This is a genomic window from Clavibacter sp. VKM Ac-2873 (genome assembly GCF_015351075.1).
Taxonomy (GTDB): domain Bacteria; phylum Actinomycetota; class Actinomycetes; order Actinomycetales; family Microbacteriaceae; genus Clavibacter.
The window spans coordinates 141,026-160,141 of record NZ_JADKRS010000003.1; the positions used below are offsets into that span (position 1 = coordinate 141,026).

A 19,116-nucleotide genomic window follows, 5' to 3' on the forward strand; every position below is an offset into this window, starting at 1 on the left:
GGCTCCGACGGTGGGCGGAGCGGTGGGTCTTCGGGTCGGGCGGGTCAGACGGAGAGCAGGGGCGAGCCGGGGAGCACGGCGGCCCCCTCGTCCGCGAGCACGCGGACGTCCTCCGCCTGGCGCTCGAGCACGATGACGGGGACCACGCTGGACAGGCCCGCGGCGAGGATCGCGGGGACGTCGTAGGCGATCACGGGGGTGCCGGCGGCGACGCGGTCGCCCTTGGCGGCGAAGGCCGTGAAGCCCGCGCCGGCGAGCCCCACGGTCTCGATGCCGAGGTGGACGAGCACGGCGAGGCCGTCGTCGGCCACGACGACGAAGGCGTGCGGGAAGACCTGCAGCAGGGTGCCGTCGATGGGGGCGACCACGTCGACGACCTCGGCGGGCGGCGTGATCGCCACCCCGGGGCCCATCACCCCCGCGCCGAAGAGCGCGTCGGGCACGGACGACAGGGGCAGGGCGACGCCCACGAGCGGGGACAGCACATGGACCACGGGGACTCCTCGGATGCGACGGACAACTGGTATGCACCACCGCCGGGCATCTAGAGTCGATGCGACGAACATCCCCCATACGACGGGACACACGGCCGTGCACTGGTACGTACCGGTGAAGCTACGTGGCACCGACCCGTCGTGTCAACGCCGAAGGCCGCGCCGCATGCCCCGATCCCGAGACGCCACCGCCCGCACCGCCGTCGTCGCGCCCGGCCGGATCCCCAAGCACGCCCGGCTGCGGGAGACCCTCCTCGCCGACATCGGCAGCGCCTGGCCCGCGCACTCCGCCATCCCGTCGGAGCGGGAGCTCGCGACCACCCACGACGTGAGCCGCGCGACCGTGCGGCAGGCGGTGCGGCAGCTCGTCGAGGAGCAGCGGCTGTACACGGTGCAGGGGAAGGGCACGTTCGTGGCCGGGGAGCGGATCCAGACGCAGCTGCACCTCGCCTCCTTCACCGAGGACATGCGGCGGCGCGGGATGGCGGCGACCACGATCGTGCGGAGCGCCCGGATCGACGTCCCGCCCCTCCCGGCGCGTGCCGCCCTCGGCCTCGACGAGGGCGAGCGCGCGTGGTCCGTCGAGCGGCTGCGGCTGGCCAACGGCACCCCCATGGCCATCGAGCTCGGCTGGTACTCCCCGCGCGTGGCATCCGACCTCGGCGACCACGACCTCACCGCCTCGCTCTACGCCGTGCTCGCCGAGCGGTACGGCGTGCACATCGACGGCGCGGAGCAGACGGTGTGGACCGAGGCCGCGGACGCCCGCACGGCCGAGGCGCTCGAGGTGCCCGAGGGATCCGCGACCCTGGTCTTCCGCCGGACCTCGCGCGCGGGCGGCACGCCCGTCGAGCACGTGACGTCCTGGTACCGCGGCGACCGCTACCAGGTGCACATGGCGCTCACGGGCGACTGACCCGGCCGGATCCGCCTCGCCGAACCGCCCGCCCGCCCGCCCGCGATGTCGCGATCCTGGGCATCCGCCACCGGCCGACACACCGCGCGATCCCGGGCGTAGCGTCCAGCTCACGGAGAGCGGCCGCCCCGCGCGCGGCCCCGGACCACTCGGGAGAAGCACCATGTCAGAACGCAACACCGTCATCAGGAGCATGCACGACCTCGGCCTCGCGGCCTGGTTCGGCGGATCCCTCATGGGCGCCGTCGGCCTCAACGGCGCCGCCGCGAAGGCGAAGCAGCCCCAGGAGCGCGTGCGCCTGGCGTCCATCGGCTGGGCCCGCTGGGCGCCCGTGCAGCTCGCCGCCCTCGGCGCGCACGCCATCGGCGGGCTCGGCCTCATCGCCGCCAACAAGGACCGCCTCAAGTTCCAGGGCGAGGCGCGCGCCAACACCAAGGTCAAGACCGTGCTGACCCTCGGCGCCGCCGGCGTGACGCTGTACTCCGCGCTCGTGGGCGCGCGCATGGCCAAGCACGCCGACGAGGGCGCCGCGGGCACGACCGAGCCCGGCGCGGGCAGCTCGGAGGAGCTGGCCAGCGCGCAGAAGCAGCAGAAGGCGCTGCAGTGGGCGATCCCCGCGCTGACCGCCGTGCTCGTGGTCCTCGCCGCCCAGCAGGGTGAGCAGCAGCGCCCGATCGCCGGCTGGGTCGACCGCTTCCGGAGCTAGTCGCGATGCACGGACGACGGCGGGGTGCCCACGGGCGCCCCGCCGTCGTGCTGCGCGGGCGGGTCAGCGCGCGTCGCGGTCCGCGTACCGCGGGCCGACGACCTCGACCCCGGATCCCGGGAGCAGCGCGCCTCCGGCGAACGCCCGGCCGAGCCGCCCGGGCAGCGGCAGCGGCAGCGGTGCCGGCCGCGCTCCCATGCCGTCGAGCGCGCGGGTCATGTCCCATAGCGTCATGACCTCCGGTCCCGCCACCTCCACGACGGGGCCCGGCCGGATGCCCAGCGCGACATCCGCCACCACACCCGCCACGGCGCCGAGCGCGACGGGCTGGATCCGCATCCCCGGGACCAGCGCCACCGGCCCGAACCGCATGCGCTCCAGGTTCTGCCGCGCGAACTCGAACCACTGCGTCGACCGGACGATCGCGAGATCCGCGCCGGTCTGCCGGGCAGCATCCTCCTGCGCCGTCTTGCCGGCGAAGTAGCCGTACCCCTGCACCTCCGGCAGCGTGCAGCCGACGATGGACAGCAGGACGTGCCGCGCGCCCGAGGCGCGGGCGGCTGCGCCGACAGCCCGCGTCGACCCCGTGAAGAACCGGGTCGCCCGTCGCGCGCTCGTCGTGAAGAGCCCCGTCGCCTCGACCACGGCGTCCGCCCCGGCGATCGCCGCCGCGGCGTCGTCGCGGAGCACGTCGAATCCCGTCGACCGCGACAGCAGCCGGGCTTCCCCTCCCCGCTCCCCCACGGCCCGGGCGATCGCCGCCCCCGAGATCCCGCCGCCGACCACTGCCACCCTCATGCCCGCTCCATCCTCTACGCGTGTAGAGGACACTACCCTGGTAGAGGATCGAGGTGGGGATGGGACGACGCGAGGAGCTCGCCGACGCGGGCGTGCGGCTGGTCGCGCGGAGCGGCATCCGCTCCCTGACGCACCGCGCGGTGGACGTCGAGGCCGGCGTGCCCGCGGGATCCACGAGCTACTACGCGCGCAGCCGCCGGGAGCTCACGGGTCTCGTCGTGGCGCGGATCACCGAGCAGCTCGAGGAGGACCTGCGCGACCTCGCCGTCCCCGAGGTCCTCGACGACGCGGCCGCCGTGTCCGTGGCGCGCACCATGCTCGACCGCCTGTCCGCACGCCGGGACGCCCAGGCGGTCCGGCTCGCCCTCCTGTCCGAGCTGCGCGACGATCCGGACCTCCGCTCCCCGCTCACCTCCGACGCGCCCGTGAGGGCCGCGCTCGTCGACACCGGCACGGGCATCCTCCGGGCCGTCGGCGTGCGGGATCCGGCGACGCATGCCGTCGACCTCGTGGGACTCGTCGACGCGCTCCTCCTCTACGGCGTGGCCGACGCGGCGCCGCTCGACCCCACGCGCGTCCTGACCGCCTACCTCGCGGGGCTGCCGCGCCGCTGAGCCGCCGGATGCGGATGCGGCAGCGGCGACACCGCGCGGCGCGCCGGCGACCGCCGCCGTCAGCAGGTGCTGCGGTACTCGCTGATCTGGAGGCTCACCGCGGGCGCCGGGCAGATGAAGCGCTCGTAGCGGGTGTCCGCGTCGACGTGGCGCTTGAGCCAGGCGATGCTGGCGCTGGCGATGGTCGTGTTGGAGACGTTCGGCGCGAAGTGGCTCGCCCCGCGCAGCTCCAGGTAGGCCTTCTCCGACGCCTGCGTCAGCGACTCGTAGAAGGGCTCCGCGTGCCGGGAGACCGGGGCGACGGTGTCGTCCTCCGCGCCGATGACCAGCGTGGGCGCGACCACCTCGGGCCACGTCTTGTCGAGGTCGTACGGGGTCATCGGGATGACCGCGCGGATGGACGGGTCGTCCTTGGCGGCCTGCAGGGATCCGCCGCCGCCCATGGAGTGGCCCATGACCGCGAGACGGGAGCCGTCGACGCGGGTGCGCACCGAGCTCTCGGTCGCCACGTAGGACAGCGCCGCGCGCAGCTGGTCGCCCCGCGAGCTCGGCTGGTCCTGCGTGGTGATCGTGTCGATGGTGAACACGACGAAGCCCTGCGACGCCAGGCGCGGGCCGAGCCAGGCGATGCTCGACTCGCGGGCCGTGTAGCCGGGCGCGATGGCGACGGCGCCGAACGTGCCGACGCTCGTGGTGGTCGGGTAGTAGATGGTGCCGCCGCGGTCATGAGCGGGCCGCGCCGGCGGCTCCTCGTCGTCATGGTCATCGTCATCGTGTCCCCCAGATGGTCATGCGCTCGCCCGATCCCGGGAACACGCCCCGGGCCCCGCGGGCGCCTCGTGCCGTGGACGGGCGGCGGCAGCGGTACGCCCACCGCCGGGGAGAGCTGCTCCGGGCGGCGACCGAGCACGTCCTCGACCACGGCATCCACGACCTGACCCTCCGCGGCCTCGCCGACGGCGTCGGGGTGAGCCACGCCACGCTCGTGCACCACTTCGCCTCCCGGGACGCTCTCATCGCCGAGATCGTCGAGCGCGTGCTCGCGGAGACCTTCTCCTCGCCCGACCTCGTCGCGGGGACCGACGACCCGCTGCGCGCGCTGTGGGCGCGGGCCACGGATCCCGACGGCCTGCGTCACGTCCGGCTCTTCGTCGCGATCACCGGCCGCAGCCTCCACGGCGACCCGCCGTTCGCCGGCGCGGTGGCGCGGTCCATCCGGGAGCGGACCGCCCTCATCGCCGGGGCGCTCGAGGCCGCGGGACGCCCTCCGGCTGACGCCTCGGCGGCGGCCACGCTGATCCTCGGCGCGATGCGCGGCCTCATGGTCGACCTGCTCCTCACCGGCGACCGCCCGCGGATCGACGCCGCGTTCGCCGCGCTGGCGGCCGGGCAGGCGCGCCGGGCCTGACGTGGCTCGGCCACCCCCGGACGCGGGGCCTGGCCCCGCATACCGGTAGCCGGCGGCCGGATCCCAGCGTCTCGCGGGGGCGAAGGCATTGTGCACGACCGGAGACCGGCGGATCGTGAGCACCGCGGATGCCCTTGGACGAGCCAGGCGCACCGCTGACCTCCTCGGAGCGTGCCCATGTTCGACAAGAAGTTCATCACCCAGGCCATCGACCGGAGCGCGCAGTCGCCCCTCGACCGTCGTCGCTTCTTCAGCGCCGCCGGCATCGCGGGACTCGGCGTCGGCGCCGCGGCCCTGATCCCCGCGACCGGCGCCCAGGCCGCCGACGCGCAGGCCGAGGCCGCCGCGGGACCCGTCACCGACGCCGCGGTCCTCAACTTCGCGCTCAACCTCGAGTACCTCGAGGCCGAGTTCTACCTCCGCGCCGTGACCGGCAACGGACTCGTCCCGAACGACACCACGGGCGTCGGCACCCTGGGCGCCGTGACCGGCGGCCGCGCGGTCCAGTTCCAGGACTACGCGATCCGCCAGTACGCGTACGAGATCGCGCAGGACGAGAAGGCGCACGTGAAGTTCCTCCGGGCAGCGCTCGGATCCGCGCGGGTCGCGCGCCCGGCGATCAACCTGGACGCCGCGTTCACGGCCGCGGCCCGCGCCGCCGGCCTCATCAGCGGCACCCAGACGTTCGACGCGTTCGCCAACCAGGAGAACTTCCTGCTGGCCTCGTTCATCTTCGAGGACGTCGGAGTCACCGCGTACAAGGGCGCGGCGCCCCTCATCACCAACAAGACCTACCTCGAGGCGGCCGCCGGCATCCTCGCGGTCGAGGCGTACCACGCGGGCATCATCCGCTCGCAGCTGTTCGCCCGCGGCCTCGCGGCACCCGCCAACGCCATCTCGAACGCCCGTGACTCGCTCGACGGCTCGAGCGACCTCGACCAGGGCATCACGGTCGCGGGCGGCGCCAACCTCGTGCCGACCGACGCGAACAGCATCGCGTTCAGCCGCACGACCGGCCAGGTGCTCAACATCGTGTACCTGAACAGCAAGGCCGTGAACCGCGGCGGGTTCTACCCGGCCGGCATCAACGGCAGCATCACGACGAGCGCCGCGAACTAGCGGCAGCGGGCGGGTCGGGGCGCCCCAGGCGCCCCGACCGCGCCCGTCCGGCCCGGCGGACGGTCCAGGAACCGCCCTCAGGAGCGTGACGAACGCGCCGCCGGGAACGTCCACTCCATGACACGCGATCGGATCCCGGTCGCGCAGGACGGAGGATCCATGAGCACCGCATCCGCACCCGACGGGCGCCACCGCACCGCGTCCCCCCTGCACGCCCTGCCCGCGCTCGACGAGCGGGCCGGCGGCGCCGGGCTGCCCGGCACGACCCGGCAGGCACCCCGCGCCCGCCCGCACGACGGCGACGCGACCGTCGACTCGATCGCCCCCCACACCGGCGACGCGTCCTCCGTCGGCCCGGCCGCGGACCTCGCCGACTGGGCCGCCGAGGCCCCGGCGCCCGCCCTCCGTCGCGGCCACATGGCCGGCACCGACATCGACGAGGCCATCGCGCGCTACTCCGCGCTGCACCCGGGCACCGACTTCCGCGCCGAGAAGGGCCCGGGCGAATTCTCGTACCGGTACTCCTTCGTCGGCGACGAGAACGTGACGCTGCGCTCGTCCGTCTTCCCCGCCGAGCACTGGGGCCGGCTGCCCGCGCTGTCCGACTACGTCGTCGCCTGGTGGCGCGAGGGGTCGGGCGCCGTCGACATCGGCTCGCACGAGGTGCGCTCGAGCGGCACCCGCCCGTTCCTCCTGCCGTCCGGCCGGTCGTTCACCTTCCGCTCGGAGCCCGCGGTGCAGAACCTCGTGCACATCGACGCGACCTTCCTCGAGGAGACCGCCGCGGAGCTGCACGAGGGCCGATCGCGGCCCCTCGTCTTCGACCACACCCGCGCGCCGTCGCCCGAGCAGACCGCCGCCTGGCGACAGGCCGTCGGCGAGGCGAGCCCCGTGCTGCAGGACGCCACGTCGAGCCCGCTGATGCGGATGCAGGCCGGCCTCCTCGTCGCGCGCGCCACGCTCCAGCTCTTCCCCTGGCACGACGTGCCGTTCAGCGCGGAGATGCGGGCGCCGCGCATGAGCGCCGTCCGCGCCGCCATCGAGTACCTGCACCACCACGCCGACCGGCCCATCACGCCGGCGGACGCGGCCCGGGCCGCGGGGATCAGCACGCGCGTGCTCCAGCTCGCCGTGCGGCGCCACGAGGACACGACCCCGAGCGCGCTGCTCCGCGGGATCCGGCTCGACCGCGTGCGCGCCGAGCTGCGCGACGCGACGCCCGCCACGACCACCGTGCGGGCCGTCGCCGAGCAGTGGGGCTTCGGCCACCTCGGCCGGTTCGCGGCGTCCTACGCGGAGCGCTTCGGCGAGCTGCCGAGCGCGACGCTGCGCGGCTGACGGGTATCGGGGCGGTGTCCGTTCCCGCCCCGATCGGTGTCCGGGAGGCGAAGCGGTGATCGCGCTCCCTGGGAGTCACCTGAACCGCGTGCCGAACCACCCGTCGCATGCGTCTGAATGACGAGGCGGGATCGCGAGGCACCCTCGGATCCACGTCACGCAGCCGCACCACCACCATCGTCCGACCACCACGAGAGAGAGACTCCATGTCGAGCATCACCCCCACGTCCGCGTCCACCGGCGTCACCGGCACCGGCACCACCGGCGGCAAGAACACCATCGCCGACGGCGTGATCGAGAAGGTCGCCGGCATCGCGGCCCGCCAGGTCCCCGGCGTCCACGACCTCGGCAACGGCGCCGCCCGCGCCGTCGGCGCGATCCGCAACGCCATCGGCCAGCAGGATCGCGGCCAGGGCATCTCCGTCGAGGTCGGTGAGACCCAGGTCGCCGTCGACGTCACGCTCATCGCCGAGTACCCGGTCGACCTGCAGCAGGTCGCCGACGACGTGCGCTCCGCCATCACCGACGCCATCGACCAGGTCGTCGGCATGGAGGTCACCGAGGTCAACGTCACGATCACCGACGTGAACCTGCCCCACGACAAGTCGTCCGACGACGACGCGGCCGAGAAGCGCGTCCAGTGACCCCCACGACCACGGGCCTCCTCGTCGGGGCGGTCCTCGCGCTCTCCGGCCTGGCCTTCGGGTTCGGCGGCTTCCTCCTCGTCCTGATCTTCATGGCCGTCGGCTTCGGCGTCGGCCGCGTCCTCGAGGGCAAGCTGGACGTCCGCGGCCTCGCCGACGCCCTCCGCGGGCGCCGGTCGTCGTGAGCTCCGCGATCGCGGCCCCCGGGACGCCCGGCACCGCGTCGCAGGCGACCCGCGGCCGCACCACGATCACGTCGCGCGCGGTGCGCCGGGTGGTCTCCGCCGTCACGGCGGACGCCCTCGAGGTGCCGGCCGGCGACGTCTCCGTCACGCTGACGGACGCCGGCGGCAAGCTCACCGTCGAGGCGCGCACCCCCATCCGGGTCCCCGCGCTCTCGGACCGCCCGGTCCGCGAGGGGTCGCTGGTGGAACGCCTCACCGCCGCGCAGACCCAGGTCCGCGAGCGCGTGCTCGGCCTCACGGGATCCACCGTGGGCCGGGTCGACCTCCGGATCACGGGCGCGCGCATCCAAGAACGCAGGAGGGTCTCATGAGCACCGACAGCACCTACCGTCGCCTCGTGCGGCGGGAGACGCACTCGTCGCGCGCCGGGATCGCCATCACGCTCGCCGTGCTGCTGATCGTCGTGCTCGCGTGGCTCGGCACCGAGTCGGTCCTCGCGGCCATCGGCACCGCGCCGCTGCTGCTCGCGCCCGCCGACCTCGCGTCGGCGACGCTGGACGCCGCGTCGGCCCCGGTCGGCGCGCTCGTCGCCGTCGGCGTCGTGATCGCGATCGTCGGCCTCATCCTCGTCATCGTGGGGGTGAAGCCCGGCAGCCGCGGCCGCCGCGGCGGGAGCCTCGGACGCACCGCGGCCGTCGTCGACGACCGCGTCATCGCCCGGTCCATCGCCCTCACCGCCAGCTACGCGGGCGAGGTGTCGCCCGACCAGGTCGACGTCTCCGTCTCGAAGCGGCAGGTCCTCGTCCGGCTGACCCCGTCCACGGGCTACACGCCGGACAGGGCCACCATCGAGCAGGCCGTCCGGGCCGAGCTCGACGGCTACGACTACACGCCGAGGCTCACCGCGAAGGTGACGCTCGCGAAGGACGGGAAGGTGGGCTCATGACCAGCACCAACAGGGCCCTGAACCGCCTCCTCGTCATCGTGGTCGGGCTCGTCCTGATCGCGGCGGGCGTCGCGCTCGGCGCCGGCAGCCTGCTGCCCGACGTGCAGTCCACCGTCTCCGGCGCCGCGTCCGACGCGAAGCAGCCGGTCGGGGACGCGCTCTCCGGCGGGCAGCCGTGGATCCTCTGGGTCGTCGCCCTCGTGGCGCTCGTGCTCATCGTGGTCCTCGCCTGGTTCGCGCTCCGCCAGGGGCACGGCCGCACCGGCACCCTCGTGCGGCTCGAGGGCGGACGCGACGCGTCCACGCCCACGGGCGGCTCGGTCGTCATCGACGCGAAGGTCGCCGAGCAGCTGCTCGGGGACGCGCTCCGGGACGACTCCGCGATCGTGTCCGTCGACGTCACCGCGTTCGAGGTGGCGCACGCCACCACGCTGCGGATCACCGCGGTCGCCCGCCGCGGCGTCTCGCCCGTCGCGGTGCGCCGCACGGTCGACGAGGCCGTGACCCGGCTCGACGCCGTCCTCGGCACCGAGGTCCCGGTCGTCATCCAGATCACCGGCGGCCTCCGCTCGAGCATGTCGAGCGAGACGCGCCTGGCCTGATCCACCCGCGCCCGCCCCGGCCCGGATCCTCGCCGGATCCGGCCGGGGCGGTCGTCTGCCCGCACCCCTGCACGACAGATCCCTGCACGAGAGAAGAGACGCACCATGACCGACGACGACAGCTCCTCCCGCGGCGGCTGGCTGGGCGGATCCTTCGCCCAGAAGGCCATCGACCCCCTGCTCCGCGCGGTGCGCGCCGAGATCGACTCGGCGAAGCGCGAGATCGGCGAGCGCGCCCGGTCCGCCCGCTCGGGCGCCATCATGCTCGGCGCGGGCGTCGCGCTCGCCCTCGTGTCGCTGGGGCTCCTCGCCGCGGTGATCGTGGCGCTCCTGCTGCTCGCGCTGCCGCTGTGGGCGGCGACGCTGATCACGCTGGCGCTGTTCGGCATCGCGACCGCGGTCGTCGTGCGGGTCGGCCTCGCGCGGCTCTCCCGCGGGGTGCCGCCCGTGCCGTCGGACACGCTGCACCACGCGCGCGACCGCATGCGCCCGGGCGACCGGGGCGCGACCGGCGACGGGTCCGACGGGCCGACCGGCCCCGCCGGATCCGCGCCCACCCCCGCCTGACGCCCGTCGCCGCGCCCGCCCGCCGCCCGCCCCCCCCTGTGGACGCCGGGCGGTGCGGCACAGGGGCCTCACGTACGGTGGCCGTTCACGCCCGCTCGGCCCGGCGGCACCACGCGTCGCCATCAGGCCGTCGGACAAACGCAGACCGCCATCCACCGGATCCATCGCCCGCCATGCGGGCGGTCTGCTCGGTGGTCCGGCATGGGAGGCACACGAATGAACCAGTCCCGACGCTCCGTCCTGTCCCGACGCTCCGTCCTGGGCGGCGCACTCGCCGCCGTCCCCGTCGCCCTGGTGGCCGCGGGCCCCGCGCACGCCGACGAGGCCACCACCCCCGCCCCCGCGACCCCGATCCCCGAGGTCCCGCTCGCGTCCAACGGCCGCCCGGTCGTCCGCGACATCCAGAGGAAGCTCGTCCAGCGCTACGGCACCCGCACGGGCTTCCCCGCCGTCACCACCGACGGCGTGTGGACCGGCGACTCCCACAAGGCCCTCATCCACGCGCTCCAGCTGGAGATGGGCATCGACGAGGCCACCGCCAACGGCGTGATGGGCCCGCTCACCCGCACGACGCTGCAGAAGCAGGCGACGCTCACCGTGGGATCCGCCGACACCACCGGCTACCTCGTGCACCTGCTCCAGGCCTCGCTCGTGGTGATGAGCACGTGGGACGGCCCGGTCGACGGCACGTTCTCCGCCGAGCAGGGCGTGCGCGTCTCCCAGTTCCAGCGCACGGTCGGGCTCCCCGAGACCGGCCGCGGCGACTACCGCACGTGGGCCGGCCTGCTCGCGAGCAACGGCGACCCGACGCGACCGGGCAACGCGGCCGACGGCATCACCGTCATCACGGCCGAGCGCGCGAAGACCCTGAAGGACGCCGGCTACACGATCGTCGGCCGCTACCTCACCGACTCCGACCGCCCGGACGCGCTGGCGAAGCGCATCGTGGACGGCGAGCTCGAGGCGATCTTCGCGGGCGGCCTGAAGGTGTTCCCGATCTTCCAGGAGGGCGGCACCGACACCACGTACTTCTCGTACGACCTCGGGGTGCGCGCGGCCGGCCGGGCCGACGACGCGGCCCGCCGCCTCGGCTTCCTGCCCGGCACCACCATCTACTACGCGGTCGACTTCGACGCCACGCGCGACGAGGTCGAGACGTTCCTCGAGCCGTACTTCCGCGGGATCCACGCGGAGCTCGCCCGCCGCGCCAGCGCCTACCGCGTGGGCGTGTACGCCGGCCGCCGCATCTGCTGCACGCTCGCGGCCGCGCACCTCACCGAGCTCAGCTACGTGGCCGACATGTCCACCGGCTGGGGCGCGAACCTCGGCGTCAAGATCCCGGAGAACTGGGCGTTCGACCAGATCCTCGAGCACACGATCGGCGCGGGCGACCAGGCGTTCGACATCGACACGAACGTCGTCTCCGGCCGCGACGCCGGCCAGGACAGGGTCCAGCCGCGCAGCTGATCCGCCCGACGCGAGGCGACCCACGGGGCCGCCCGGACGATTCCCCCTCCTGGGGGACGCCCGGGCGGCCCCGTTCCTGTCGGATGGACGCATGGCCCCGTCATCGCCCCGACCGCCCCGTCCATCCCGTCGTGCACGCGCCGCGACCGCCCTCGCGCTCGCCGCCGTGACCGCCCTGGCGACCGCGTGCTCCGCGTCCCCCGCGGAGCCGGCGACGCCCGCGCCGGCGGCCGAGCCGGTGGTGCTGCCGGGATCGCTGGTGGGCCAGCAGGCGCAGTGGCTGCTCGACACGGTGAACGCGGAGGACGCGGTGCCCGTGCAGGAGACCGGCGAGCGCCTGGCGCAGGTGATGCTCGACGCGGCGTCGGCGGAGGACATCGCGGCCGTGCTCGAGCAGGTGCGCGCCGGCCGCCCCTGGACCGCGACCGCGCACGAGGAGCAGGGCCCGCGGTCGGTGACGACCATCACCAGCGCGGACGCCGGCGCCTTCGACATGCAGGTCGCGGTCGACGACGCGGGGCTCATCCAGGGCCTGTTCTTCGGCGAGGCGGAGGGCGACCGCGAGCCCGCGACCAGCTGGGCGGAGCTGGAGGAGCAGGCCGCGGCGCTCGGCGGCGACGTGTCGCTCACCGTCACGCACGCATCCGGCGGGGAGCTCGGCGAGCGGATCCTCGAGGTGCTGCCCGACGGGGTGCGGTCGACGGACGCGCGGCCCATCGGATCCATCGTGAAGCTCTACGTGCTCGGCGCGCTCGTCGAGGCCGTGGAGGCCGGCCGCATCGGCTGGGACGACCCGCTCACCGTCACCGACGACGTGCGCAGCCTCCCCTCCGGCGAGCTCCAGGACGCCCCGACGGGCACCGTCGTGAGCGTGCGCGAGGCCGCGGGGAAGATGATCTCGATCAGCGACAACACGGCCACCGACATGGTCATCCGGGCCGTCGGGCGCGAGCGGGTCGAGGCGGCGCTCGCGGACCTCGGCCACTCGGATCCGCCGCGCAACGTGCCGCTCATGACCACGCGCGACCTCTTCCGCATCGGGTGGCAGGACGACGGCGCGCTCCTGGCCCGCTGGGCCGACGGCGACGCGGCCGAGCGGCGCGCGCTCCTCGACGCGTTGCCCGGCGGGACCGTCGATGTGCCGGTCGCCGCGGTCACGGACGTGGTGTGGACCCGCGGCGCGGACTGGTTCGCGACCCCCGACGACATCGCCCGCGCGCACCTGCGCCTCGCCGAGCTGGCGGCGACGCCCGCCGGGGAGCCCGTGCGCGGGATCCTCGCGGCGAACCCCGGCCTGCCCGACCCGGAGCGCTTCGACCACGTGGCGTTCAAGGGCGGCAGCTCGGTGGGCACGCTCGCGCTGTCCTACCTCGTCGACGGCGGGGACGGGACGTGGACCGTGGTCGTGCAGGCCGCGGCGCGCGCGACGTCCGACCTCGAGCGGCAGTCGGCCTACGCGGGCCTCGCCGCCGACGCCGCGGCCCTGCTGGCGGACGGATCCCGTGGTTGACTCCGAGTGCGGCGGGGGCCGCGCGAGGGGAGCACGATGACGACGGACCGCGCATCCGGCACAGCCACGAGCACGGGCGGCACCGGTGCCTGAGCGCACGGGTCGCCGACCCGCGACGGCCGGCCGCGCCGCCCGGATCCGCGTGGCCGTCGTCGCCGCGCTGCTGACCGCGCTCGCGATCCCCCTCGGCCTCGCCGCCTCGGCGCACGCCGCCGTGGACGACTTCTCGTTCCGGTCCTTCGACGCGGTCTACCGGCTGTCGGCCGACGCGGACGGCCGCTCCGTGCTCCGCACCACCGAGACGCTCGTGGCCGAGTTCCCCGACCGGGACCAGAACCGCGGGATCCGCCGCGAGCTGGTCGAGGGCTACGACGGCCACCCCACCGGCCTCCGCGTGCTCTCCGTCACCGACGGCGCGGGAGCCCCGCGCGCCTACGAGTCCGAGTCGGACGACGGCGCGCTCGTGCTCACCATCGCCGACGACGACGCGTACGTGCGGGGCGAGCAGACCTACGTCATCGAGTACGAGCAGCACGACGTGACCCGCGCCTACTCCGACACGGACGCCGACGAGTTCTACTGGGACGTCAACGGCCTCGGCTGGGCGCAGCCGTTCGGGCGGGTGACGGCGACCGTCGAGATCGCGCCGGAGCTCCTCGGCCGGCTCACCGGCGGGGCGGACGCGGCCTCCGGGCCCGCCGGCGCGGACGGGCCCGCGGACATCACCCGCACCGACACGGGGTTCCAGGCGAGCGCGACCGACCTCGGGGCGCGCGAGAACCTCAGCCTCTCCATCGGGTTCGAACCCGGCACGTTCACGCCGCGCGACGCATCGTTCCTGGGGGCGCCGTGGCCCTCGCTGTCGCTCCTCGGCGCGCTGATCGCGCTGGCCGCCGCCGCGGGCGCCCTGGTCCTCCGTCGCCGGCGCCTCGCCGACGGTCCCGGAGGCGGCACGATCGTCGCCCAGTACGACCCGCCGGAGGGCGTCGGCGTGCTGGTCTCCGCGGTGATCTCGGGCAACGCATCCCGGGCGACCACCGCGCTCCTGCTCGACCTCGCGGTGCGCGGCGCGGTGCGGATCCTGGAGCGGGACGGCGGGCGGAAGCCGGCGTTCTCCCTGGAGCTCGTGGATCCGTCGCGCGTCACCGACCCCGACGAGCGGGCGTTCCTCGACGCCGTCTTCGGCGACGGCGCGGGCGCCGGCGCGGTGAAGGAGCTCAAGCGCTCCGACGCGAAGGCGGCGACGCGGATCCAGAAGCTCATGGCCGGGGTCGCGACCCGCACGGTGGACGACGGCCTGCGGAAGCCGCTGCCGATGCGCGAGATGGTGCTCCTGATCCTCGGGGCGGCCGTCGGCGTGGGCGCGGCGATCGCGTTCGCCGTGCTGTCGCTCGTGCAGGCGTTCGGCGGCCGGGTCGTGATCGCGTTCCTCGTGGTGGCCGTGCTCGCGCTCGTCGTGACGATCGTGGCGCTCCTGAAGCGCCCGCTGACGGAGCGCGGCGTGGCGCTCCGCGACCACCTGGCGGGGCTCCGCGAGTTCATCCGGCTGGCCGAGGCCGACCGGATCCGCATGCTGCAGTCCCCCGCGGGCGCCGAGCGGCAGGACCTCCCGCGCGACGAGCGCGACGTGCTGCGCCTCACCGAGGAGCTGCTGCCGTACGCCGCGTTGTTCGGCCAGGAGGAGGAGTGGGCCGACGAGCTCGGCCGCCGCTACGAGCGCGAGCGGGACCGACCGGGCTGGTACTCCGGGCAGGCGCCGTTCGCGCCCGCCGTGTTCGCGTCGAGCCTCGGCTCGGTGTCGTCGAGCATGCACGGCGCGTACTCCGGCTCGAGCTCGAGCGGCGGATCCACGGGAGGCACGACCTCCGGTGGCGGCGGTGGAGGCGGCGGGGGCGGCGGGGTCTGAGCCGCGGAGCCGTCACCGGCCGGCGGCGGCTCCCCGGGGGGCACGGGAGCCGATGCCGCCCCCGTCCACGGCCTGCGCCCCGCGGCCGGGTTCGCGGGCGTGCACGACGTGGTCCGCGATGCTCGCCAGCTTCTCGCGCGTCTCCTCCAGCTCGCGCGTCGGACGGGACGCCCCGACGACGCCCGCGCCGGCCTGCATCCACGTCGCGCCGCCGCGCCGGAACAGCGTGCGCAGCACCAGCGCCGCGTCGAGGGCGCCGTCCGCGTCGATCCGGAGGACCGCGCCCGCGTACAGGCCGCGGTCGTGGCCCTCCAGCCGGCGGATGAGGTCGAACGCCGCGCGCTTGGGGACGCCCGAGGCGGTGACCGCGGGGAACAGCGCGGCCAGCGCGTCCCAGGAGGTGAGGCCGTCGGCGAGCTCGCCCGCCACGCGGGAGGCCAGGTGCTGCACGGTGCCGCGCTCCTCCACCACCATGAACTCCTCGACGCGCACGCTGCCCGGGCGGCACACGGGCGCCATCTCCTCCACGGCGAGCTTCACCGAGATGGCGTGCTCGTGGATCTCCTTCGCGTCCGCCAGGAGCTCCTCGCGCAGCCGCCGGGACTCGACGGGGTCGGCGACGAGTGCCCGCGTGCCGGCGAGCGGCTGGGTGCGGACGGTGCCCCGGGCATCCACCGCCACGACGATCTCGGGGCTGAAGCCCACCGCCTCCACGCCGCCGAGACCCAGCAGGTAGGAGCGGGCGGGCGTGTTCGCCCGGCGTCCGCGCACGAACGTGGCGGGCAGGTCCACCTCGCCCGCGACGGGCACGCGACGGGACACGACGACCTTCTGGAGCTCCCCCGCGTGGATGGCCGCGATGCCCGAGGCGACCGCCGCCAGGTAGCGCACGCGGCCCTCCTCGGGATCCGCGGCGCCGGGGTGCTCGGGCGCAGGCGCGAGGGCGGCGGGCTCGGCGACGGGCTCGACGGCGCCGAGGATCCGGGCGACCTCCGCCGCCTCCCGCGCGTCGCCCGAGCGGACGGTCGCGAGGCCGTCCGCGATGGTGACCTCCGTGCGCGGCAGGATCACGTGCAGGAGCTCCCCCGCGTCGGCGGCGACCGGGAGGCCCGCGTGCGCGCGCGCCAGCTCGAAGGACGCGGTGCCGTAGGCGCGCCCGCGGCCCGGGCCGAGCCCGTCGAGCAGCCCGTCCACCACGCGCAGCGGCTGCTCCCGCCACGGCACGACCACGTCGTCCTCGTCGGCGACGCGCAGGCGCACGACCCGCCGGTCGACCACGACCTCGGCCCACGCGCCGATCGCGCAGGAGAACCGCCCGGCCTCCTCGAGGATCACGTGCGGCTGGTGGCGGAAGGCCCGCGCGAGGTCGGCGACGGCGCCGAGCGGGTCGCGGGTGATCCGCACCTCGGCGACGCGGGTGACGGGGGCTGCGGGCATGGGGGCTCCTTCAGGCGGGACGGGGGACGGCGGACGGGATGCGGGGGACGGCGAGCCACGCGCACGTGAGGACGAGGCCCTCGGCGACGCGCCAGCTGCCGCGGTAGGCGGGGAACGGGACGGGGCCGGGCGCGCGCCGGCGGGCGGTGAACGCGCCGCCGGGGTGGAGCGTCACGTGGAGGTCCGCGAAGCCGAGCCACTCGCGGTACCGCGCGTAGTGCGCCTTGCCCACGGACTCCTTGGCGCTGAAGAGCACGCAGTCGGCGTGCACGTCGGTGCCGAGCGGCGGATGCGGAGCGAGCTCGTCCGCCCACCCGACGACGTCCCGGGCCTCCGCGGGGAGGGGCGCGTGCGGCTCGGCGTCGATCCCGATGGTGCGCAGCGCGTCCCGGCCCGCGACGACGGCGGCCCGGTAGCCGGCGCAGTGCGTGAGGCTGCCGATGACGCCGCGGGGCCAGACGGGGTCGCCGCCCCGGCCCTTCGGGATCGCGACGAGGGGGGATCCGGGGGCGTCGGCCGCGGCCTCCCCGGCGAGGACCTGGAGCGCGGCGAGCGCGGTGCGCGCGCAGGCCCGGGTCGCCGCGAACTCGCGTCGGCGCGAGGGCACCGCGCGGGCCACGGCGCTCGCCTCGGTCGGGTGCATGGGGTGCTCGCGGGCGGGCCCGCGCTCCTCCGCCAGGACGGCGCCCGCGGGGAGGATCGCGTCAAGCACCGGCGCCCCCGCCGGCATCGCGGCCCGCGGGCGCGCCCGCGTCCGACTCCGCCTCCGCGGCCAGCAGTGCCGCGACCCGGGCCTTGTCGATCTTGCCCACGGCCGTGAGCGGCAGCTCGGGCAGCGCGACCACCCGGTCCGGGTGCTTGTACGCCGCGACCCCGAGCGCGCGGAGGTGCGCGACGACCTGGCGGCGATCCGGAGCGGGCCCCGCGCAGGCGACGACCGCGACCGCGCGCTCGCCCAGGTCGGGATCCGGCACCGGCACCACCGCCGCCGCGCGCACGGACGGCATGGCCAGCAGGTAGCGCTCGACCTCCGCGGCCGCGTACTTCTCGCCGCCGCGGTTGACCTGGTCCTTCGCGCGTCCCGTGACGACGATGTGCCCCGACGGGAGCCGCCGCACGAGGTCGCCCGTGCGGTAGAAGCCGTCGGTCGTGAAGGCCGTCGCGTCCGCGTCGGGGGCCGCGTGGTAGGCGCGCAGCGTGCACGGCCCGCGGGTCTCCAGCTCGCCCTCGGCGCCGTCGGCCGCGAGGGATCCGTCGGCGGCACGCAGGCGGATCCGGTCGTCGGGGCTGGTCGGGCGGCCCTGGGTGCTCCAGCGCAGCTCGGGCGGATCGTCGAGGGCGGTCGTGCAGACGAGCCCCTCGGCCATCCCGTAGACCTGCTGGAGCGTGGCGCCGAGCGCGGGCTCCAGGGCGCGCGCCGTGACGTCGTCGAGCCGGGCGCCGCCGACCTGCACGACGCGGAGGCTCGAGAGGTCGGCGGTCGTGTGCGCGGCCTCGTCGATCCACGCCCGCGCCAGCGTGGGGGTCAGGGCCACGTGGGTCACGCGCTCGCGGGCGACGAGCGCGAAGGCCGTCGCGGGATCCGGGTCGGGGGCGATGACGACGGTGCCGCCCGCGTCCAGGACGCCGAGCACGCCGGGGCACGCGAGGGTGAAGTTGAAGGCCACGGGCAGCACGGCGAGCAGCACCGCGTCCGGTCCGACGCCCGCGGCGCGCGCCGCCGCCCACGCGTTGTAGGAGTACTCCGCGTGGTGGCGCGGGATGAGCTTGGGCAGGCCCGTGGTGCCGCCCGAGTGGAGGAGGAGCGCGAGGCGGGGCGCGCCGTCGGGCGCGACCGGGTCGAGCCCCGGGTCCGGTCCGGCGGCAGGATCCTCCGCGCGGCCCCCGTCACGGACCTCGTCCCACGTGAGCGCGCCGTCGCCGCGTCCGGCGCCGTGCACGATCACGAGGTCGAGCCCGGGGCAGGCCGCGCGCACCCCGGCCGCGAGCTCCCGGCCGTCCTCGCGGCCCACGCGCTCCGCGACGACCAGACCCCGCGCGCCGCTGCCGGCCGCGAGATGCGCGAGCTCCATCAGCCGGTGGGCCGGCATCGCGTGCACGGGCACGGCGCCGGCGCGCACGAGCGCGCACCACGCGATGACGAAGGCGGCGCCGTCGGCGAGCTGCAGGAGGATCCGGTCGCCGGGCCGGACGCCCGCCCGGCGGAGGCCGCGCGCGGCGAGGTCGACCTCGGCGTCGAGCTCGGCGTGGGTCCAGCGCCCGCCGGCGCCGACGAGGGCCGTGCGGTCGGGCACGCGGGCGGCGCTCCGGCGCAGGATGCCGTCGAGCCGCGCGTCCGGCTCGCGCCCCGCGGCCCGGGCGGCCCGGACCATCGCCTCGACCCAGTCCGCGGATCCGCTGCCTGCCCCCGGATCCGGGCGATCCCCGCCCTCGCGCTCGTGCATCTGTCGGCGTCCTCC

The 19,116-nt window shown here is 75.7% G+C and carries 21 protein-coding genes; 15 read left to right on the forward strand and 6 right to left on the reverse strand.

From position 1 onward, the window contains the following. Nucleotides 1-44: 44 nt before the first annotated feature. The gene (locus ITJ44_RS10575) at nucleotides 45-494 is read right to left on the reverse strand and encodes a PTS glucose transporter subunit IIA (RefSeq protein WP_370551675.1); all 450 of its coding nucleotides are present in this window, start codon (nucleotides 492-494) and stop codon (nucleotides 45-47) included. A gap of 166 nt (nucleotides 495-660) precedes the next feature. Here ITJ44_RS10575 and ITJ44_RS10580 point away from each other — a divergent pair, with 166 nt between their 5' ends. Next, nucleotides 661-1,410, forward strand: coding sequence for a GntR family transcriptional regulator (locus tag ITJ44_RS10580; protein WP_194635302.1), 750 nt, complete (start codon nucleotides 661-663; stop codon nucleotides 1,408-1,410). A gap of 163 nt (nucleotides 1,411-1,573) precedes the next feature. Next, entirely contained in the window at nucleotides 1,574-2,116 is a 543-nt protein-coding gene (locus ITJ44_RS10585) for a hypothetical protein (RefSeq protein ID WP_194635304.1), read from the forward strand. A 63-nt stretch (nucleotides 2,117-2,179) separates the two neighbouring features. Here ITJ44_RS10585 and ITJ44_RS10590 read toward each other — a convergent pair whose 3' ends face one another. Then, on the reverse strand, nucleotides 2,180-2,914 hold the full coding sequence (locus tag ITJ44_RS10590) for an NADH(P)-binding protein (protein WP_194635305.1): 735 nt from the start codon (nucleotides 2,912-2,914) through the stop codon (nucleotides 2,180-2,182). A 59-nt stretch (nucleotides 2,915-2,973) separates the two neighbouring features. Here ITJ44_RS10590 and ITJ44_RS10595 point away from each other — a divergent pair, with 59 nt between their 5' ends. Then, nucleotides 2,974-3,528: a TetR/AcrR family transcriptional regulator gene (locus ITJ44_RS10595; RefSeq protein ID WP_194635308.1), complete on the forward strand. Its 555-nt coding sequence runs from the start codon at nucleotides 2,974-2,976 to the stop codon at nucleotides 3,526-3,528. A gap of 59 nt (nucleotides 3,529-3,587) precedes the next feature. Here the strand turns inward: ITJ44_RS10595 and ITJ44_RS10600 are convergent, their stop codons facing one another. Next, nucleotides 3,588-4,115 (reverse strand): dienelactone hydrolase family protein, encoded by a 528-nt coding sequence (locus ITJ44_RS10600; protein WP_370551676.1) that lies wholly within the window; start codon nucleotides 4,113-4,115, stop codon nucleotides 3,588-3,590. Between the two features lie 257 nt (nucleotides 4,116-4,372). On the opposite strand from ITJ44_RS10600, the gene ITJ44_RS10605 reads away from it, so the two are divergent. The 12 genes from ITJ44_RS10605 (at nucleotide 4,373) to ITJ44_RS10660 (ending at nucleotide 15,220) form a co-directional block, all read left to right on the forward strand. After that, entirely contained in the window at nucleotides 4,373-4,936 is a 564-nt protein-coding gene (locus ITJ44_RS10605) for a TetR/AcrR family transcriptional regulator (protein ID WP_194635310.1), read from the forward strand. A 177-nt stretch (nucleotides 4,937-5,113) separates the two neighbouring features. Next, nucleotides 5,114-6,055, forward strand: coding sequence for a ferritin-like domain-containing protein (locus ITJ44_RS10610; RefSeq protein WP_194635311.1), 942 nt, complete (start codon nucleotides 5,114-5,116; stop codon nucleotides 6,053-6,055). 159 nt (nucleotides 6,056-6,214) lie between these two features. Continuing rightward, nucleotides 6,215-7,393, forward strand: coding sequence for a helix-turn-helix domain-containing protein (locus tag ITJ44_RS10615; protein ID WP_194635313.1), 1,179 nt, complete (start codon nucleotides 6,215-6,217; stop codon nucleotides 7,391-7,393). 206 nt (nucleotides 7,394-7,599) lie between these two features. Next, the gene (locus tag ITJ44_RS10620; protein WP_194635315.1) at nucleotides 7,600-8,037 is read left to right on the forward strand and encodes an Asp23/Gls24 family envelope stress response protein; all 438 of its coding nucleotides are present in this window, start codon (nucleotides 7,600-7,602) and stop codon (nucleotides 8,035-8,037) included. Beyond that, nucleotides 8,034-8,222 carry a DUF2273 domain-containing protein gene (locus ITJ44_RS10625; protein WP_063070479.1) on the forward strand — a complete coding sequence of 63 codons (189 nt, stop codon included), beginning with the start codon at nucleotides 8,034-8,036 and terminating at the stop codon, nucleotides 8,220-8,222. Before ITJ44_RS10620 ends, ITJ44_RS10625 begins: the two co-directional genes overlap by 4 nt. Further along, entirely contained in the window at nucleotides 8,219-8,593 is a 375-nt protein-coding gene (locus ITJ44_RS10630) for a hypothetical protein (protein ID WP_104236943.1), read from the forward strand. Before ITJ44_RS10625 ends, ITJ44_RS10630 begins: the two co-directional genes overlap by 4 nt. Next, entirely contained in the window at nucleotides 8,590-9,168 is a 579-nt protein-coding gene (locus tag ITJ44_RS10635) for a hypothetical protein (RefSeq protein WP_194635317.1), read from the forward strand. Before ITJ44_RS10630 ends, ITJ44_RS10635 begins: the two co-directional genes overlap by 4 nt. Continuing rightward, on the forward strand, nucleotides 9,165-9,770 hold the full coding sequence (locus ITJ44_RS10640) for a hypothetical protein (protein WP_194635319.1): 606 nt from the start codon (nucleotides 9,165-9,167) through the stop codon (nucleotides 9,768-9,770). The genes ITJ44_RS10635 and ITJ44_RS10640 overlap by 4 nt, the downstream gene beginning before the upstream one ends. Nucleotides 9,771-9,875: 105 nt before the next feature. After that, the gene (locus tag ITJ44_RS10645; protein ID WP_194635321.1) at nucleotides 9,876-10,337 is read left to right on the forward strand and encodes a phage holin family protein; all 462 of its coding nucleotides are present in this window, start codon (nucleotides 9,876-9,878) and stop codon (nucleotides 10,335-10,337) included. Between the two features lie 216 nt (nucleotides 10,338-10,553). After that, nucleotides 10,554-11,804 (forward strand): glycoside hydrolase domain-containing protein, encoded by a 1,251-nt coding sequence (locus ITJ44_RS10650; RefSeq protein WP_194635323.1) that lies wholly within the window; start codon nucleotides 10,554-10,556, stop codon nucleotides 11,802-11,804. 91 nt (nucleotides 11,805-11,895) lie between these two features. After that, complete coding sequence (locus ITJ44_RS10655) at nucleotides 11,896-13,314, forward strand: serine hydrolase (RefSeq protein WP_194635325.1); 1,419 nt, start codon at nucleotides 11,896-11,898, stop codon at nucleotides 13,312-13,314. A gap of 85 nt (nucleotides 13,315-13,399) precedes the next feature. Next, on the forward strand, nucleotides 13,400-15,220 hold the full coding sequence (locus ITJ44_RS10660) for a DUF2207 domain-containing protein (protein ID WP_194635327.1): 1,821 nt from the start codon (nucleotides 13,400-13,402) through the stop codon (nucleotides 15,218-15,220). Nucleotides 15,221-15,232: 12 nt separating this feature from the next. Here the strand turns inward: ITJ44_RS10660 and ITJ44_RS10665 are convergent, their stop codons facing one another. Genes ITJ44_RS10665 through ITJ44_RS10675 form a run of 3 tightly spaced genes read right to left on the reverse strand, consistent with a single transcriptional unit; the run spans nucleotide 15,233 to nucleotide 19,101 of the window. Continuing rightward, nucleotides 15,233-16,657: a salicylate synthase gene (locus tag ITJ44_RS10665; RefSeq protein ID WP_194635329.1), complete on the reverse strand. Its 1,425-nt coding sequence runs from the start codon at nucleotides 16,655-16,657 to the stop codon at nucleotides 15,233-15,235. A gap of 10 nt (nucleotides 16,658-16,667) precedes the next feature. Further along, the gene (locus ITJ44_RS10670; protein ID WP_194635331.1) at nucleotides 16,668-17,369 is read right to left on the reverse strand and encodes a 4'-phosphopantetheinyl transferase superfamily protein; all 702 of its coding nucleotides are present in this window, start codon (nucleotides 17,367-17,369) and stop codon (nucleotides 16,668-16,670) included. Beyond that, nucleotides 17,362-19,101, reverse strand: a complete 1,740-nt coding sequence (locus ITJ44_RS10675; protein WP_194635333.1) for a (2,3-dihydroxybenzoyl)adenylate synthase — start codon at nucleotides 19,099-19,101, stop codon at nucleotides 17,362-17,364. Before ITJ44_RS10675 ends, ITJ44_RS10670 begins: the two co-directional genes overlap by 8 nt. Nucleotides 19,102-19,116 lie beyond the last annotated feature (15 nt).

Excerpts from the sequence above, each read along its gene's own strand:
- ITJ44_RS10580 (WP_194635302.1), top strand. The coding sequence starts at position 661 with ATGCCCCGATCCCGAGACGCCACCGCCCGCACCGCCGTCGTCGCGCCC.
- ITJ44_RS10585 (WP_194635304.1), top strand. The coding sequence starts at position 1,574 with ATGTCAGAACGCAACACCGTCATCAGGAGCATGCACGACCTCGGCCTC.
- ITJ44_RS10590 (WP_194635305.1), bottom strand. The coding sequence starts at position 2,914 with ATGAGGGTGGCAGTGGTCGGCGGCGGGATCTCGGGGGCGGCGATCGCC.
- ITJ44_RS10595 (WP_194635308.1), top strand. The coding sequence starts at position 2,974 with ATGGGACGACGCGAGGAGCTCGCCGACGCGGGCGTGCGGCTGGTCGCG.
- ITJ44_RS10610 (WP_194635311.1), top strand. The coding sequence starts at position 5,114 with ATGTTCGACAAGAAGTTCATCACCCAGGCCATCGACCGGAGCGCGCAG.
- ITJ44_RS10615 (WP_194635313.1), top strand. The coding sequence starts at position 6,215 with ATGAGCACCGCATCCGCACCCGACGGGCGCCACCGCACCGCGTCCCCC.
- ITJ44_RS10620 (WP_194635315.1), top strand. The coding sequence starts at position 7,600 with ATGTCGAGCATCACCCCCACGTCCGCGTCCACCGGCGTCACCGGCACC.
- ITJ44_RS10635 (WP_194635317.1), top strand. The coding sequence starts at position 8,590 with ATGAGCACCGACAGCACCTACCGTCGCCTCGTGCGGCGGGAGACGCAC.
- ITJ44_RS10640 (WP_194635319.1), top strand. The coding sequence starts at position 9,165 with ATGACCAGCACCAACAGGGCCCTGAACCGCCTCCTCGTCATCGTGGTC.
- ITJ44_RS10645 (WP_194635321.1), top strand. The coding sequence starts at position 9,876 with ATGACCGACGACGACAGCTCCTCCCGCGGCGGCTGGCTGGGCGGATCC.
- ITJ44_RS10650 (WP_194635323.1), top strand. The coding sequence starts at position 10,554 with ATGAACCAGTCCCGACGCTCCGTCCTGTCCCGACGCTCCGTCCTGGGC.
- ITJ44_RS10655 (WP_194635325.1), top strand. The coding sequence starts at position 11,896 with ATGGCCCCGTCATCGCCCCGACCGCCCCGTCCATCCCGTCGTGCACGC.
- ITJ44_RS10665 (WP_194635329.1), bottom strand. The coding sequence starts at position 16,657 with ATGCCCGCAGCCCCCGTCACCCGCGTCGCCGAGGTGCGGATCACCCGC.
- ITJ44_RS10675 (WP_194635333.1), bottom strand. The coding sequence starts at position 19,101 with ATGCACGAGCGCGAGGGCGGGGATCGCCCGGATCCGGGGGCAGGCAGC.